This is a genomic window from Microbacterium suwonense (genome assembly GCF_030296555.1).
Taxonomy (GTDB): domain Bacteria; phylum Actinomycetota; class Actinomycetes; order Actinomycetales; family Microbacteriaceae; genus Microbacterium; species Microbacterium suwonense.
The window spans coordinates 2,365,444-2,380,026 of the sequence record NZ_AP027728.1; the positions used below are offsets into that span (position 1 = coordinate 2,365,444).

Annotated in this window: 16 protein-coding genes; 9 read left to right on the forward strand and 7 right to left on the reverse strand. The window is 69.5% G+C overall.

Annotation, left to right across the window (positions count from 1 at the left end; all coding sequences use genetic code 11):
* Nucleotides 1–27 precede the first annotated feature (27 nt).
* From QUE33_RS11770 to QUE33_RS11800, 7 genes are all read right to left on the reverse strand, one after another.
* Complete coding sequence (locus QUE33_RS11770) at nt 28–729, reverse strand: ABC transporter permease (RefSeq protein WP_350226458.1); 702 nt, start codon at nt 727–729, stop codon at nt 28–30.
* Between the two features lie 22 nt (nt 730–751).
* On the reverse strand, nt 752–1,450 hold the full coding sequence (locus QUE33_RS11775) for an ABC transporter permease (RefSeq protein ID WP_286300262.1): 699 nt from the start codon (nt 1,448–1,450) through the stop codon (nt 752–754).
* Nucleotides 1,447–2,289 (reverse strand): ABC transporter ATP-binding protein, encoded by an 843-nt coding sequence (locus QUE33_RS11780; RefSeq protein ID WP_286300263.1) that lies wholly within the window; start codon nt 2,287–2,289, stop codon nt 1,447–1,449. Before QUE33_RS11780 ends, QUE33_RS11775 begins: the two co-directional genes overlap by 4 nt.
* 10 nt (nt 2,290–2,299) lie before the next feature.
* Nucleotides 2,300–2,602, reverse strand: coding sequence for a DUF427 domain-containing protein (locus tag QUE33_RS11785; RefSeq protein ID WP_286300264.1), 303 nt, complete (start codon nt 2,600–2,602; stop codon nt 2,300–2,302).
* Between the two features lie 126 nt (nt 2,603–2,728).
* Nucleotides 2,729–4,138 (reverse strand): dihydrolipoyl dehydrogenase family protein, encoded by a 1,410-nt coding sequence (locus QUE33_RS11790; protein WP_286300266.1) that lies wholly within the window; start codon nt 4,136–4,138, stop codon nt 2,729–2,731.
* 90 nt (nt 4,139–4,228) lie between these two features.
* The gene (locus tag QUE33_RS11795; RefSeq protein WP_286300269.1) at nt 4,229–5,329 is read right to left on the reverse strand and encodes a lactonase family protein; all 1,101 of its coding nucleotides are present in this window, start codon (nt 5,327–5,329) and stop codon (nt 4,229–4,231) included.
* A 92-nt stretch (nt 5,330–5,421) separates the two neighbouring features.
* Entirely contained in the window at nt 5,422–6,708 is a 1,287-nt protein-coding gene (locus QUE33_RS11800; protein WP_286300270.1) for an adenylosuccinate synthase, read from the reverse strand.
* 203 nt (nt 6,709–6,911) lie between these two features.
* Between QUE33_RS11800 and QUE33_RS11805 the strand changes: the two genes are divergently transcribed.
* From QUE33_RS11805 to QUE33_RS11845, 9 genes are all read left to right on the forward strand, one after another.
* Nucleotides 6,912–7,544 carry a Pr6Pr family membrane protein gene (locus tag QUE33_RS11805; RefSeq protein ID WP_286300271.1) on the forward strand — a complete coding sequence of 211 codons (633 nt, stop codon included), beginning with the start codon at nt 6,912–6,914 and terminating at the stop codon, nt 7,542–7,544.
* A 458-nt stretch (nt 7,545–8,002) separates the two neighbouring features.
* Nucleotides 8,003–9,256: an AAA family ATPase gene (locus QUE33_RS11810; protein ID WP_286300272.1), complete on the forward strand. Its 1,254-nt coding sequence runs from the start codon at nt 8,003–8,005 to the stop codon at nt 9,254–9,256.
* A 31-nt stretch (nt 9,257–9,287) separates the two neighbouring features.
* On the forward strand, nt 9,288–10,226 hold the full coding sequence (locus QUE33_RS11815; RefSeq protein ID WP_286300273.1) for a DUF58 domain-containing protein: 939 nt from the start codon (nt 9,288–9,290) through the stop codon (nt 10,224–10,226).
* On the forward strand, nt 10,213–10,701 hold the full coding sequence (locus QUE33_RS11820; RefSeq protein WP_286300274.1) for a hypothetical protein: 489 nt from the start codon (nt 10,213–10,215) through the stop codon (nt 10,699–10,701). Before QUE33_RS11815 ends, QUE33_RS11820 begins: the two co-directional genes overlap by 14 nt.
* 9 nt (nt 10,702–10,710) lie before the next feature.
* Nucleotides 10,711–11,697, forward strand: coding sequence for a VWA domain-containing protein (locus QUE33_RS11825; RefSeq protein WP_286300275.1), 987 nt, complete (start codon nt 10,711–10,713; stop codon nt 11,695–11,697).
* Nucleotides 11,694–12,707, forward strand: coding sequence for a VWA domain-containing protein (locus QUE33_RS11830; RefSeq protein ID WP_286300277.1), 1,014 nt, complete (start codon nt 11,694–11,696; stop codon nt 12,705–12,707). The genes QUE33_RS11825 and QUE33_RS11830 overlap by 4 nt, the downstream gene beginning before the upstream one ends.
* Nucleotides 12,704–13,480, forward strand: a complete 777-nt coding sequence (locus tag QUE33_RS11835) for a hypothetical protein (protein ID WP_286300279.1) — start codon at nt 12,704–12,706, stop codon at nt 13,478–13,480. Before QUE33_RS11830 ends, QUE33_RS11835 begins: the two co-directional genes overlap by 4 nt.
* A complete protein-coding gene (locus tag QUE33_RS11840) occupies nt 13,474–14,037 on the forward strand; it encodes a hypothetical protein (protein WP_286300280.1) in 564 nt (187 codons plus the stop codon). The genes QUE33_RS11835 and QUE33_RS11840 overlap by 7 nt, the downstream gene beginning before the upstream one ends.
* On the forward strand, nt 14,013–14,579 hold the full coding sequence (locus QUE33_RS11845; RefSeq protein WP_286300281.1) for a hypothetical protein: 567 nt from the start codon (nt 14,013–14,015) through the stop codon (nt 14,577–14,579). Before QUE33_RS11840 ends, QUE33_RS11845 begins: the two co-directional genes overlap by 25 nt.
* Nucleotides 14,580–14,583: the final 4 nt, after the last annotated feature.

Below are 14,583 nucleotides of genomic sequence, written 5' to 3' on the forward strand. Positions count from 1 at the left end.
GATGTGCCTCCTACAGGATGGTGCGGTTCAGGCGACGGCCGACGCGCGTCGTGCAGCACGTCGATCGCCGAGGTCGGTTGGCGGATTCGAGGTTCGGATGCCGACGGGCACGACCGCGCGCTGGGCGAGGGCGAGCAGCAGGTCGACGATGAGGGCGAACACGGCCACGAGCAGGGCGCCGGCGAGCACCTGGTCGAATCGGCCCAGCGGAATGCCCTGGATGATCGGCCACCCGAGGCCGCCGAGGTTGACGTAGGCGCCGATGGTGACGGTGGCGATGACCTGCAGCAGGGCCGAGCGGATGCCGCCGACCAGCAGCGGCATGCCCAGCGGCAGCTCCACCTTGGTGAAGATCTGCCATTCGGTCATGCCCATCGCCCGGGCAGCGTCCACCGTGCGCCGGTCGATCGCCTCGAAGCCGGTGTACGCGCCGGCCAGCAGCGAGGGGATGGCCAGCAGGACGAAGGTGATCACTGCGGCCAGGGGCGTGCGCAGCACACCGAGCAGCAGCACGAGCAGCACCAGCAGGCCGAACGACGGTACGGCACGCGCGGCGCCGGAGATGGCGACGGCGATCTCCCGGCCCTTGCCGGTGTGGCCGATCAGCCAGCCTGCCGGCAGCGCGATGGCGGCGGCCACGGCCACCGAGATCACCGTGTACAGCAGGTGCTGTCCGAACAGCACGGGCAGGGCGTACTGCCCCTGCATCCGTTCGGGGAGAACAGCCACGCGAGGGCATCGGCGAGCAGGTTCATGCGGCTGACCTCAGAGGGGCACGGCCCATGCTGCGGCCCTTCGGTGAACCGGCCGATCCCGCCGCAGCGCGGCTCCACGGCATCAGCATCCGCCCGAGCAGCACGAGCAGCGCGTCGATGGCCAGCGCGATCACGACCACCGCGAGCACGCCCGCGAGCACCTCGACGATGATGCGCCGCTGCAGGCCGTTGGTGAACAGGTAGCCGAGGTTCTCGACGCCGACCAGGATGCCGACGGTGGCCAGCGAGATCGTGCTGACCGCCGCGACGCGGAGCCCGGCGAGGATCACAGGACCTGCCAGCGGCAGCTCGACCGCGAAGAAGCGCCGCGGAGCGGCATAGCCCATGGCTGTCGCAGCCTGGCGCACGTCGGGATCGACGGAGTCCAGCCCGTCGGCGACCGCACGCACGAGGATGGCGATCGCGTAGATGGTCAGGGCGATCACGAGGTTCGGCTCATCGGTGGCCGAGTACCCGAACACGGCCGGCATCAGAATCAGCAGTGCCAGCGACGGGATCGTGTACAGCAGGCCGGTGAGCACGATGACCGGTCCGCGCACCAGGCGGAACCGCCAGGCGACCCAGCCCAACGGGATGGACAGCATCAGGCCCAGCACGATCGGGATCACGCTCTGCCGCAGGTGATCGGTCGTGCGGTCGAGGATGAGATCCAGGTTGTCGAGGACCCAGGTCACGGGGTTCCCTCACCACCCGAGGCGATCGCATCATGCAGCACACCCTGCGTGCGCCCTTCGGAATCCACCACCACCGTGCCCCGAGCGGTCTGCTTGAGCGAGAGCGCCCGACGCCCACGCTCGGCGCCGATGAATGCCTCGACGAACTCGTCGGCCGGGTTCTCGATGATCTCGCTGGGGCTGCCGACCTGCACGATCCGCGCGCCCTTGTCGAGGATCACCACCTGGTCGCCCAGCAGGAAGGCCTCGTCGATGTCGTGCGTCACGAACACCACGGTCTTGTCGAGCTCGTGCTGCAGGCGGATCAGCTCCTGCTGAAGATCGGCGCGCACGATCGGGTCGACCGCGCCGAAGGGCTCGTCCATGAGCAGGATGTTGGGGTCGGCGGCCAGGCCACGCGCCACGCCGACGCGCTGCTGCTGTCCGCCGGACAGCTGGCTGGGGTACCGGTCGGCGAGCTCGGTGTCCAGGCCCACGGTTCCGAGCAGCTCGCGTGCCCGGCCGTGCGCCTCGCGGCGGCTCACGCCGTTCAGCCGCAGCACGGTGGCGACGTTGTCGATCACCGTGAAGTGCGGCATCAGCCCGGAGTTCTGCATGACGTAGCCGATGCGACGCCGCAGCTGCACGGGGTCTCCGCCGAGCACGCTCTCGCCGTCGATCGCGACGGTGCCGCTGCTGGGCTCGACCATGCGGTTGATCATGCGCAGCAGGGTGGTCTTGCCGCATCCGGACGACCCGACGAAGACGGTCGTCTTGCGCGAGGGGAGCACGAGGCTGAAGTCCTCGACCGCCAGGGTGCCGTCGGGAAACTGCTTCGAGACCGATGTGAACTCGATCATCCGCCGCGGCCTACGGGCCCACCTGCACGCTGGGGTCGAAGGCGAGATAGCCGGAGAAGTCGCGGCCCACCTTCTCGATCGCGGTCGGATACGGTGTCGGGTACGCCCAGGCCAGATCCGTGTGCGTCCGTCCGTCGAGCACCAGCGAGTAGTACTGGGCCGCGCCCTTCCACGGACAGGTGTATTCCGTCGGGCTCTCCACGAGCTCACCGCGCCGCAGCGAGATGGCGGGGAAGTAGTGGTTGCCTTCGATCAGAATCGTCTCGGCATCGTCCGCCTCGGCGATCACGGTTCCTTCGAGTACTGCCTTCATGCGTACCTCCTGGCCTCTCTTCGAGCGTAGGCGACACGTCCGACAACGCGGGGGTGACTCAGAAACTTCCCGGGTTCGCCGATCTTCGGCATCCGTCGCCTTCTGCACCCGATCCGGATGCCGGCCTCAGGCCGACTGCCGTCCGTACTTCTCCAGCAGCCGCAGCCACACCTCGCTGATGGTCGGGTAGGCGGGCACCGCGTGCCAGAGGCGACTGATCGGCACCTCGGCGGCGACCGCGACGGTCGCCGCCTGCAGCAGCTCGGCGACATCCGGACCGGCGAAGGTGACCCCGAGCAGCACCTCCCGCTCCGTGTCGACGATCATGCGCGCCCTGCCCGTGTATCCGTCGGCGTGCAGGCTCGACCCCGCCACCGCGCCGAGGTCGCAGTCGACCACCTCGATCTCATGGCCGGCCGCGCGCGCGGCATCCGCTGTCAGCCCGACCGACGCGACCTCGGGCTCGCAGAACACCACCTGAGGGACCGCGGCGTGATCCGCCGTGGCGACATGCCGACCCCAGGCCTGGTCGGCGAGCACCTCATCGCGCGAGCGTGCCGCGATCGCATCGCCGGCCGCCCGCGCCTGATACTTGCCCTGGTGGGTCAGCAGCGCACGCCCGTTCACGTCGCCGACGGCGTACAGCCAGTCGACACCGGGCACCCGCATCGTATCGTCGACGTCGATCGACCGGCCCGGTTCGAGACCGGCGACCTCCAGCCCGATGTCGCCGGTGCGCGGCATCCGTCCGGTCGCGACGAGCACCTCGGATGCCGCGATCTCCTCGCCCTCGCCGACCGTGATCGTCACCGCGTCGCCGTCGCGACGCACTGCGGATGTCGTGGCGTTCAGCCGCACGTCCACGCCCAGACCGCGCAGCCCGTCCGCGACCAGCTCGCCGGCGAACGGCTCCATGCTCCCGAGCAGTCCGCTGCGGGCGATCAGGGTGACGGTCGATCCGAGGCCGGCGTACGCGGTGGCCATCTCCACCCCGACGACGCCACCGCCGATGATCGCCAGCGACTCGGGCACGTGCTGGGCGCTGGTCGCCTCGCGGCTGGTCCAGGGTTTCGCATCCGCCAGGCCCGGGATGCCGGGGATCGCGGCATCCGTGCCGGTGCTGATCGCGACCGCGTGCCGAGCGCGCAGCACGCGCTCTCCGTCGTCCGTCGCGACCGTCACCTCGCGTTCGCCGCTCAGGCGGCCATGGCCTCGCACCAGGTCGATGCCGGCGCTGTTCAGCCAGTCGACCTGGCCGTCATCCGACCAGTGCGCGGCGAAGGAGTCGCGGCGGGCGAGCACCTCCGCCGGGTTCAGAGCGCCGCCGGTGACGCCCTTCACCTGCTGGGCTGCACGCAGCGCCTGCGCCGACCGCAGCAGCGCCTTCGACGGCATGCACGCCCAGTAGGAGCATTCACCGCCGACCAGCTCACTCTCCACGATCACGGCGGTCAGCCCGCCCTGCACGGCCCGATCGGCCACGTTCTCGCCGACCGGCCCGCCACCCAGCACGATGAGGTCGTATTCGTCGCTCATACGCTCCAGTCTTGCGCGCTTCGGTGGGCGTGTCACGGGGTGCTGGTGCGGGGTGCGAGGTGGGATGCGGCTCGCGACGGATGCCGATCCTCAGCGCGCGGGCAGGATCGCCGTCGGCGTGGGGGCCGAGGCGGTGTGCCGCACCTCGCGCGGGGCGCCGGTGCGCTCGTCGAGGTCGATCGCGGCGACCGTGCCGGAACGCTGCCCGGCGACCAGCAGCACACCCTCGTGCACGAGGTGATGACGAGGCCAGTCGACCCCGGAGTCGGCGAGCGCGAGCGGCTCGACGGTCTCGCCGGAGCCGCGCACGCGCAGTGCCGAGACGGTGTTGCTGCCGCGCAGTGCGGTGTACAGGGTCTGTCCGTCGCGGGAGAGCGCCAGCTCGGCGGGGAAGTCGACGCCGACCTGGGCGATCGGCGAGGCGGTGGTCGCGGATGCCAGGCTCCAACTGCCGTCGCGGGCGGATGCCAGGGTGAACACCTCGCAGGAGTACTCGGTCACCACGTGCAAGTGTCCGCTGGGGTGCATCACCATGTGCCGGGGGCCGGTGCCGCGCGGCAGCACGACCTCGTGGTCGATGGTCAGGCCGGTGCCGGATGCCCGCCAGATGCGCACCAGGTCGAAGCCGAGGTCGGTGGTGGCGATGCGCCCGCCGGGCAGGAAGACCGCCGAATGCGCGTGCGAGTCGCGGGGTTCGTCCCCCGCGGGGGTCGGGTAGGGGTCTGATGCTGCCGCCGCATCCGTCTCGTTCTCCGAAGCCTCCTCACCGAACAGGGCGGCACGCAGTGCTGCGGCCTTGTCGGGAGCTGCGGGCACGAGCCGTCCGTCGTCGGCGATGCCGTACCGCACGACTCGCCCGTCGCCGTAGCAGCTGGCGATCAGCATCCGTCCGACGGGCGAGACCGCGAGGTGGCAGACCGAGTCGCCTGCGGCGAGCGCCGGGCCGAGCGGATGCAGCGACGACTCTCCGGAACGGGCGAAGGCCTGCACCTCTCCCGCGCCCTCAAGTGCCGCGTAGACGACGTCGAGCGAGGGGTGCTGTGCGAGCCACGACGGTGAGGCGACCGGCGCCGCGACCCCACGGTAGGTGAGGGTCGAGGCTCCACGCCCCTCATCGACGGAGAGGAAGCCGATGCCCTCGGCATCCCCCTGCATGTCGTCGCCGTACCCGCCGACCCAGAACCGTGTCATTCCCGCCCCTCTCCTGCCCGTCTATTTGGCGCTTAAGCCCGCTTTACGCCCGAAATCCGTGCACGCGCGCCATATAGACGGGCTTGAGAGGGTCAGTCGAGCAGGTCGTGGCGGACGATGACCTGCTCGCGCTCGGGGCCCACGCCGATGACCGAGATGCGGGTGTTGCTCATCTTCTCCAGCGCCAGCACATAGTCCTGCGCGTTCTGCGGCATGTCCTCGAAGGAGCGCGCCGTCGAGATGTCCTCGCTCCAGCCGGGAAAGTACTCGTAGATCGGCTTGGCGTGGTGGAAGTCGGTCTGGTTCACCGGCACGTCGTCGAAGCGCGTTCCGTCGACGTCGTAGGCGACGCACACCGGGATCCGCTCCAGGCCGGTGAGGATGTCGAGCTTGGTGAGCACCAGGTCGGTGATGCCGTTCACGCGCGTGGCGTAGCGGGTGATCGGCGCGTCGTACCAGCCCACCCGGCGCGGCCGGCCGGTGGTGGTGCCGAACTCGAAGCCCTGCTTGCGCAGCCAGTCGCCGCTCTCGTCGAACAGCTCGGTCGGGAACGGGCCCGAGCCGACGCGGGTCGTGTAGGCCTTGACGATGCCGACGATGCGGTCCAGGCGGTTCGGGCCCACACCCGAGCCCGATGCCGCGCCCGCCGCAGTCGCGGTGGAGGAAGTGACGAACGGATAGGTGCCGTGATCGATGTCGAGCATGGTGGCCTGACCGCCCTCGAAGACGACGACCTCGCCACGGTCGAGGGCCTCATCGACGAGATGACCCGTGTCGGCGACCATCGGCCGCAGCTTCTCGGCGTAGGCGAGCAGCTCCTCGATGATCTCGTCGCAGGTGATAGCGCGCCGGTTGAACACCTTCACCAGCAGGTGGTTCTTCTGATCGAGGGCGCCCTCGATCTTCTGGCGCAGGATGTTCTCGTCGAACAGATCCTGCACCCGGATGCCTACCCGGTTGATCTTGTCGGCGTAGGCGGGGCCGATGCCGCGGCCGGTGGTGCCGATGTTGCGCTTGCCGAGGAAGCGCTCGGTGACCTTGTCGAGCGTGCGGTGGTACTGGGTGATCAGGTGCGCGTTGGCGCTCACCTTGAGACGCGAGACATCCACACCACGGGCGGAGAGCGCTTCGAGCTCGCTGAACAGCACCTCCAGGTCGACGACGACGCCGTTGCCGATCACCGGGGTGACGCCGGGGGTGAGGATGCCGGAGGGCAGCAGGTGCAGCGCGTACTTCTCGTCGCCGACGACGACGGTGTGCCCGGCGTTGTTGCCGCCGTTGAACTTCACCACCCAGTCGGTGCGCTCACCGAGCAGGTCTGTCGCCTTGCCCTTGCCCTCATCGCCCCACTGGACGCCGACGATCACGATTCCTGGCATGGGGTACCCCTGGTACTGCACGCTGTTCGCCGGGTTTGCACCGGCAGATGAGCTGGCCCGAACGGGCGAGTCCATCCTACCGAAGGGTGCCGTGTCAGTAGAGTTTCGCCCTGACGACCTGGTGGCCATGGGCCCGGCTCACGGCATCCGCTCTGGGCTTCGCCGCGATCATCGGGCAGCTCGCACTCACGCTCGGCATCGCCGTGCACGCGCAGACGGAGTGGGGTTCGCACCTGCCCACCGTCGCGACGAACTTCTTCAGCTTCTTCACGATCCTCTCGAACCTGGGGGCGGCGGTTGTCCTCGCGATCGCCGCGGTCTGGGCATGGACGCGAGGGCGGGATGCCGCGATTGAGCCGCGCTGGCTCGCCGTGTCGCTCGCCTGCATCGCCACCTACATGATCGTCACCGGCATCGTGTACAACCTTCTGCTGCGCGGCGTAGAGCTGCCGCAGGGGACGACGCTGGGCTGGTCGAACGAGGTGCTGCACGTGGTCATCCCGCTGTTCCTGCTGGCCGACGTGCTGCTCGCGCCGAAGCGACGGATGCTGTCGTGGCCCGTCGTCGCGGTGATCGCCACGTTCCCGCTCGTCTGGGCCCTCTACACGCTGCTGCGTGCGAACCTCATCGTCGCACCTGGCACCGGTGACCCGTACTGGTACCCGTACCCCTTCCTGAACCCGCACATCACCGCGGGCGGCTATCTCGGCGTGGCCGGCTACGTGGTCGGCATCGCCGTCGCGATCCTCGCGGTGGGCGCCGGCGTCGTCGGGGTGTCGCGCCGGCGCGCGGCGTCCGCTTCGGCATCCGCTTCCGGCGCTTCGGTCGCGGGATGACCGGCACCTCCGCATCCGCGGCACTTCTCAGCATCTGCTGCATCGATCGATGCAGCGGATGCTGATCTCTGCAGCGGATGAGCAAGATGGGGGTGCCGGGCCGGGCGCCGGAGGAACAGCCCCGGGAGATTCCTCCGCCGGAGACGCCTCCCCCGGGACGTCGGAGCCGGGTTCGTCGGATGCAGACGGGACCCCGTCCGCGCCGGCACCGCTGGATCCGGCTGCACCGTCCGTGCTCGCCGCGAGCTGCTGATCGGCTTCGTGCACCAGGTGCAGGCCCGCTAGGCCCTCGATGCGCCACCCGGGAAGGGGTGGAAACTTCCGGCCCGTTCGACCACCGTCCGTCGCTGATCGCTGATCGCGAGGTCCGCACTCAGTCGGGTGCACGATGCGCCGGTTACCCTGTACCGGGGGATCAGCGGTGGTCGTCGGTTCCCCGACGCGCGAGGAGATGACAGATGACCGACTTCCCTTGGACCGAGCAGCCCGAAGGGCATGAAGCGGTCTCGTCCGCGCCCCCGCCCCCGCCCGCACCGGCACCGCCCGTCACCTCGGTGCCCGGCACTCCCCCTCGGCCCGCTGACGCCCGCCCGGCGCAGGCGACGGCTGCCGCGCCGCCGCCCGCAGCGTCCCAGCCCTCAGCATCCCAGCCCTCAGCACCTGCGTCCTCGGCGTCCCAGCCCTCAGCACCTGCGTCCTCGGCGCCCCAGTCCTCGGGATCCCCGTCGGGCGCCACACCGGACGACCTCGCCCGTGCGCAGCGCATCCTGAAGATCATCACCGACTCGTACACCACGAAGATGGTCGGCCAGGACCGCCTGCGCAGCAGCCTGCTGATCGCGCTGATCTCCGGCGGCCACATCCTGCTCGAATCGGTTCCGGGCTTGGCGAAGACCACCGCCGCCAGCACCCTGGCCGACACGGTGAAGGCCAGCTTCAAGCGCATCCAGTGCACCCCCGACCTGCTGCCCAGCGACATCACCGGCAGCCAGATCTACGACGCCGCGACCGGCACCTTCCGCACCGTGCTCGGCCCGGTGCACGCCAACTTCGTGCTGCTCGACGAGATCAACCGCTCCAGCGCGAAGACGCAGTCGGCCATGCTCGAGGCGATGCAGGAGCGGCAGACCACGATCGGCGGCGAGGTGCACGCACTGCCTCGGCCGTTCCTGGTGATCGCCACGCAGAACCCGATCGAGCAGGAGGGCACCTACGAGCTGCCCGAGGCGCAGATGGACCGGTTCCTGCTCAAGGAGATCGTGGAGTACCCGAGCCCGGCCGAGGAGTTCGAGATCCTGGGGCGCATCGACTCGGGCGTGCTCGACCCCGACCGCCACGTGCCGGGAGTGATCTCGCTGGACGACGTGCAGGAGCTGCAGCGGATCGCCGGCCGCGTGTACATCGACCCGGCGATCCGCAACTACATCGTGCAATTGGCATATGTCACCCGCAACCCCGCTCCGTACATCGGCGAGGAGCGCGCCCGCTTCATCAAGTACGGTGCGAGCCCGCGTGCGAGCATCGCGTTCCTGCAGGCGTCCCGCGCGCTGGCGCTCCTGAACGGCCGAACCCACGTGCTGCCCGAGGACATCCGCGCGCTGCGCCACCTGGTGCTGCGCCATCGGGTGCTGCTCACTTTCGAAGCGGATGCCGAAGGCGTGCGCAGCGAGGAGATCATCGACCAGATCTTCGCCTCGGTGCCCACCCCTTGACCGGCCCGTTCCCAACCCGGACAGAGCACTGATGACCAGCCTGATCACCCAGGTGAAGAGCAAGCTCTTCATTCGCTCGACGCAGAAGTCGATGCACGCGCTCGATGGCGCCTACGCATCGCTGCTGCGCGGGCGCAGCCTCGACTTCGAGGATCTGCGCCCCTACGAGTACGGCGATCAGGTGCGCGACATCGACTGGCGTGCGACCGCGAAGCAGGGCGAGCCGCTCATCAAGCGCACCAAGGCGACCCGGATGCACACCGTACTGTTCCTGGTCGATGCCGGGCGCGGCATGAAAGCGCTGGCCGAGGACGAACGGCCCAAGCGCGACCTCGCGGTGCTGATCGCCGGTGCCCTCGGATTTCTGACGGTGCGCCACGGCGACGATTTCTCGATGATCTACGGCGATGCCTCCCGTGTCCGCCGGCTCCCTCCCGGGGGAACCGAGGGCGCGCTCGAGCACGCGCTGCGCACGATCAGCGCCGCCATCGACGCCAGTGACGCGCCCAACGATCGTGACGCGCTGCTCAGCTACACGGCGCGCAACATCTCGCGCCATTCGATCGTGGTGATCGTGACCGACGAGGCGCCGATGACCGCCGACACCGACCGTCTGCTGCGCAGGCTCAAGGTGCAGCACGACGTACTGTGGCTGACGGTGCGGGATGCCGAGATCGTGGTCGCAGGCGGCCGGCCCGGGATGTTCGACCGGCTCGTCGATCCCGCGAACGCCCCGGGCGCCGGGCTCACGCACCGCCGCGACGTGGACACCGGCTGGGCCATTCCCGATTTCGTGCACGGTGACGCCGAGGTGATGGCCGAGCTCGCCGCGCAGGAGGCGGCCGACACCGCGCACCGCAACGATGTGCTGCGCCGCAACGAGATCACGCATGCCGAGTTCGGCGGTCAGGATGCCGCGGTGCCGACGCTGTTGGCGATGCTGAATCGGAGGTCGCATGCCCGCCTCTGACGACCTCTACCCTCCCGTGCAGTACGGCTGGGGCTGGATCCTGCTGGCCATCGGCATCCTGCTGCTGCTCGCCGGCGCCGCCTGGCTGCTGATCGTCCTCACCCGCCCTCGTCGCCGCATCACCCTGCCGGGAACGGCCACCTTTGCCCCTCCGACCGAAGAGGTGCTCAGCCGGTTGCGCGCCGAGTACCTCGATGATGTGCAGCGCATCGAAGATGCATACCGTTCACGGAATATGGACCCGAAGCGCGCCAATCTCGAGCTCAGCCGTCTGGTGCGCCGCTTCGTGAACGAGTACTCCGGGCTCGAGGCGCCGGTGCTCGCTTTGGACGACCTGATCGCGCGCGGCGTCGATCCCACGCTCATCGACGCGATCCGCCGACACTACTACCCCAGCATCTTTCAACGCGGCCCCGCCATCGACCCGATCTACGGCGCCGAGGCCGCGCGCACCGTCGTGAAGAGTTGGCGCTGAGGTGATCGCATGGCACTGAACACCTGGTGGATGATCCTCGTCGCACTCGGCGCGCTGGTCGTGGCGCTGCTCCTCGGCATCCTGCTCGGTCTGCGCGGTCGCGAACGCGCCGAGAACGCGCCCTCGGCACTCGTCTCCCGCGCCGAACGGCTGCGCACCCTGCCGTCGTTCCGCGCCTCGGTGCGCCGCCGGATGAGCCTGCTCTCCGGCATCCTCGTCGTCGGCGCGATCGCCGTGCTCCTGGGCGGCGTGGTGGCCGCCCGCCCCATGTCGCCGAAGACCATCCACCCGGTGAACACCAGCCGCGACATCATGCTCTGCCTGGACGTCTCCGGCTCGATGTCCGACGTCGACGTCGAGGTGCTCGGCGTGTTCGAGGAGCTGCTGAAGGGCTTCCAGGGTGAGCGGATCGGTCTGACGATCTTCAACAGCTCCCCGGTGCAGGTCTTCCCGCTCACCGACGACTACCCGTTCATCGCGCAGCAGCTCAAGAACATCCGCTCCAGCTTCGACTACCGCGACCAGACGCCGGAGCACTGGGTGGGCACGCTCAACGGCCCGGGCGCCTCGCTCATCGGCGACGGCCTGGCCGCCTGCACGATGCGCTTCGACCACGCCGACGACGAGCGCAGCCGCTCGGTGATCCTGGCCACCGACAACGAGCTCGCCGGCGCCTCGATCCTCACTCTCGAAGAGGCCGCACAGTACGCCAAGTCGAAGAAGGTGCGGGTTTTCGCGCTGAACCCGGTGCAGGGCAAGGATGCCGAGGTCAGCGCTCAGCTCGTGGCGGCCGCCCAGCTGACCGGCGGGCAGTCGTACGCGCTGCGCGACACGACCACGGTCGCGGACATCATCACCGAGATCCAGAAGCAGGAGGCGACGGCGCTGAAGGGACAGGCGCAGGTGGTCCAGGTCGACACCCCGAACCTCGCGATCGCGCTGATGCTCGTTGCGATCCTGGGATTCCTGGTGCTGCTGTGGAGGGTGAGACTGTGATCCTCCAACCCGTCTTGCATCCGGTGCTGCTGGTGCTGCTGTGCGCAGCGCCGACGGTGATCGTCGTCCGAGCGCTGATCAGGCCTTCGAAGGCCGGCGCGGGGGCGCCGCGCTCGATCTGGGCGCTGCGGCTGGGGATGATCGTGGTGGTGTTCGCGATGCTGCTGCGCCCCGGCATCCCCGGTGGCACCTCCCAGACCCTCGCGACCGATACCGACATCGTGATCGTCGTCGACACCACGGCCAGCATCATCGCCGAGGACTGGGACGGCGATCAGCCGCGCCTGGTCGGGGTGCGCGCCGATGTGCAATCCATCGTCGACGAGTATCCCGGAGCGCGGTTCTCGCTGATCAGCTTCGACGCGGCGGCGCAGCTGCGCCTGCCGCTGACCACGGATGCCACGGCGCTGATGTCTGCGCTGGACGTGATGCTCCCCGAGATCACCGACCAGTCGCGCGGGTCGTCGATCAGCATCGCGAACCGGATGCTGGCCGACACCCTCTCCGCCGCCGCGAAGGCCTCCCCCGACCGCAGCCGCATGGTGTTCTACCTCGGCGACGGCGAGCAGACCGCGTCCCGCGATCCGGAGTCGTTCGCGAGCAGCGCCAAGTACGTCGACGGCGGGGTCGTGCTCGGCTACGGCACCGCCGAGGGCGGGCCGATGAAGCGGACCACCGGTCGCACCGATGACGCCGGCGGCGACTACATCGAGTACCAGGGCGAGCGGGCCATGTCGGTGATCGACGAGGACAACCTGCGGAAGATCTCCGAGCAGCTGGGCGTCGAATACCAGCACCGGTCGGCGGATGCCGAGATCACCCTGCCCGAGGCGCCGAGAAGCACCACCGACTACGCCGCCTCCGGCGAGGTCGGCAACGTGATCGAGCTGTACTGGATCGCCGCCCTCGTGCTGATCGCGCTGGTCGCCGTGGAGCTCGCGCGCGCAGCCATGCTCATCGCCCGGCTGCGCGGCCTGGCTCGGGGTCCGGGTCAGGGAGGTGCGCGATGACCGACGGGACTCCCACGCCGGCCGACGCCGCGGCGGCGCTGCTCGCTGCGAACCGGCGACGCCGCAGCATCCGCCGCTGGGTCGCGATCGGGACCCTGCCGCTGACGCTCGCTGCCCTGCTGCTGGTCGGCAAGCTGCTGAGCATGTACGCCTTCGCGCATCAGTCGATCAGCGCGTTCGTGTCGGCCGGCTACGCCGAGTCGGAGTCCGCCGCCCGCGGTCAGGACGTCGTCAACTGGTTCGAGCCCTTCAAGGCTCCGTACAACATCGGCACGGCACTCGCGGGGGCCGAGAAGCTTCCCGAGGCGCGCGCCGAGCTGGAGCGCGCCCTGCCGCTGGCCGAGGGCCTCGAGGTCTGCTACGTGCGCATCAATCTGTCACTGGTGATCGAACGGCAGGGCGACGCGGCGCAGGCCGACGGCGATGCCGCGCGCGCGACGGAGCTCTACGGCGAGGCGCTGCAGATCACGGTGGAGACGCCGGACGAGTGCAGCAGCAGCGATGCGCAGGACCAGTCGCCCGACCCGGACCGCGACATGAGCGACACCCTGGACGAGAACCAGCAGCGTCAGCAGGAGAAGCAGCAGCAGAGCCAGCAGGATCCCGATCAGAACCCGCAGCCCGAGCCGGACGACAGCACGCAGCAGGACCAGCCATCGCAGAGCGACCTCGACGACATCGAGAAGAAGCTGAACGAGGGCGCACAGGAGCGCGAGGATCAGCTGCGCGGCGACGACGAGGGCACCGGCGTCGGAACGGACAAGCCGTGGTAGAACAGCGCAACGCGTACCTGGGCGGCGCCGACGGTGCCCCGCCGCTGCCCCCGCCGGGCGGCTATCACGGCGCACGGCGCGCCTCGACCGGGCTGGATGCCGCCGCGGGGCTCATCCCGGCATCCGGCGAGGTCAGCTACGCCGCACCGGATGCCGAGAAGAAGACCGTCAGCGTGCTGGGCCTGGTCGCCCTCTCGGCGACCGTGCTGTTCGTGCTGGTCCTGCTGCTGCTGATGGGCGCGGGCGGGACGGATGCCGTGTACGGCGCGTCGATGATCGTGCTGCAGTTCGTGGTGATCGGGGTGATCGTCGCCGCGCTGCTGACTCCGGCGGGACGGATGCTGGGGGCGATCGCCCTCGCGGTCACGCTGGTCTTCAACGTCGCGACGGTCGGCGCGATGGGGGCGCTGCGCTCGGCGGCCACGCACGCCTACGACGGCACGAAGACCGAGAAGCAGAAGCATGAGGAGGCGTATCCGGGCGTCAAGGGGTTCCGAACTACGACGTCCTCAACGGGCCATCGCTGGAGGACGTGCAGGCCGAAGGCGACGAGCTGATGGCGCAGGTGCGCCGACGTCTGACCGACGAGTACGGCTACACCTGGGTGCAGTCGGGTGCGGTGGACATCAGCCCCGAGCGCAACGGCTACGGCGGGGAGTCGATGCTCAGAAGGTACACCTCGACGGTGTGGACCACCGAGCAGCCGGTGCGGGACGATCAGCGCAAGCGCAACGTGATGCGCGCCATCGACCAGGTGCTGGACCAGCGCGGCATGCCGCGGCTGTATCCGCTCAACGAGACCGGCTCGGGCATCTCCGACGACATGGTCGCCAAGCTGTACGGCTCCAGCGACCCGGCACGGCAGCACACCTGGGAGTACTACAGCGACACCTACCCCGAGCCGCTGCGGTTCTACGCCTACGTGTACGACCTGTCGAACGATCCGACCGGTGAGTTCCGTCAGCAGCGCGAGGCGCTCAGCAAGCAGGACGGCGAGCCGCTGGAGGGCGTGCAGCTGGTCGTCTTCGCCCGTCAGGTTCTTCCCGAGGCCGACCGCGCCGAGTACCAGGAGAGGCTCGGGGACTATCCCGGCTTCTGAGAGC

Bases quoted from the DNA above. Each gene is read 5' to 3' on its own strand.
- QUE33_RS11780 (WP_286300263.1), bottom strand. From the start codon at position 2,289: ATGATCGAGTTCACATCGGTCTCGAAGCAGTTTCCCGACGGCACCCTG.
- QUE33_RS11785 (WP_286300264.1), bottom strand. From the start codon at position 2,602: ATGAAGGCAGTACTCGAAGGAACCGTGATCGCCGAGGCGGACGATGCC.
- QUE33_RS11790 (WP_286300266.1), bottom strand. From the start codon at position 4,138: ATGAGCGACGAATACGACCTCATCGTGCTGGGTGGCGGGCCGGTCGGC.
- QUE33_RS11795 (WP_286300269.1), bottom strand. From the start codon at position 5,329: ATGACACGGTTCTGGGTCGGCGGGTACGGCGACGACATGCAGGGGGAT.
- QUE33_RS11800 (WP_286300270.1), bottom strand. From the start codon at position 6,708: ATGCCAGGAATCGTGATCGTCGGCGTCCAGTGGGGCGATGAGGGCAAG.
- QUE33_RS11810 (WP_286300272.1), top strand. From the start codon at position 8,003: ATGACCGACTTCCCTTGGACCGAGCAGCCCGAAGGGCATGAAGCGGTC.
- QUE33_RS11815 (WP_286300273.1), top strand. From the start codon at position 9,288: ATGACCAGCCTGATCACCCAGGTGAAGAGCAAGCTCTTCATTCGCTCG.
- QUE33_RS11820 (WP_286300274.1), top strand. From the start codon at position 10,213: ATGCCCGCCTCTGACGACCTCTACCCTCCCGTGCAGTACGGCTGGGGC.
- QUE33_RS11825 (WP_286300275.1), top strand. From the start codon at position 10,711: ATGGCACTGAACACCTGGTGGATGATCCTCGTCGCACTCGGCGCGCTG.
- QUE33_RS11835 (WP_286300279.1), top strand. From the start codon at position 12,704: ATGACCGACGGGACTCCCACGCCGGCCGACGCCGCGGCGGCGCTGCTC.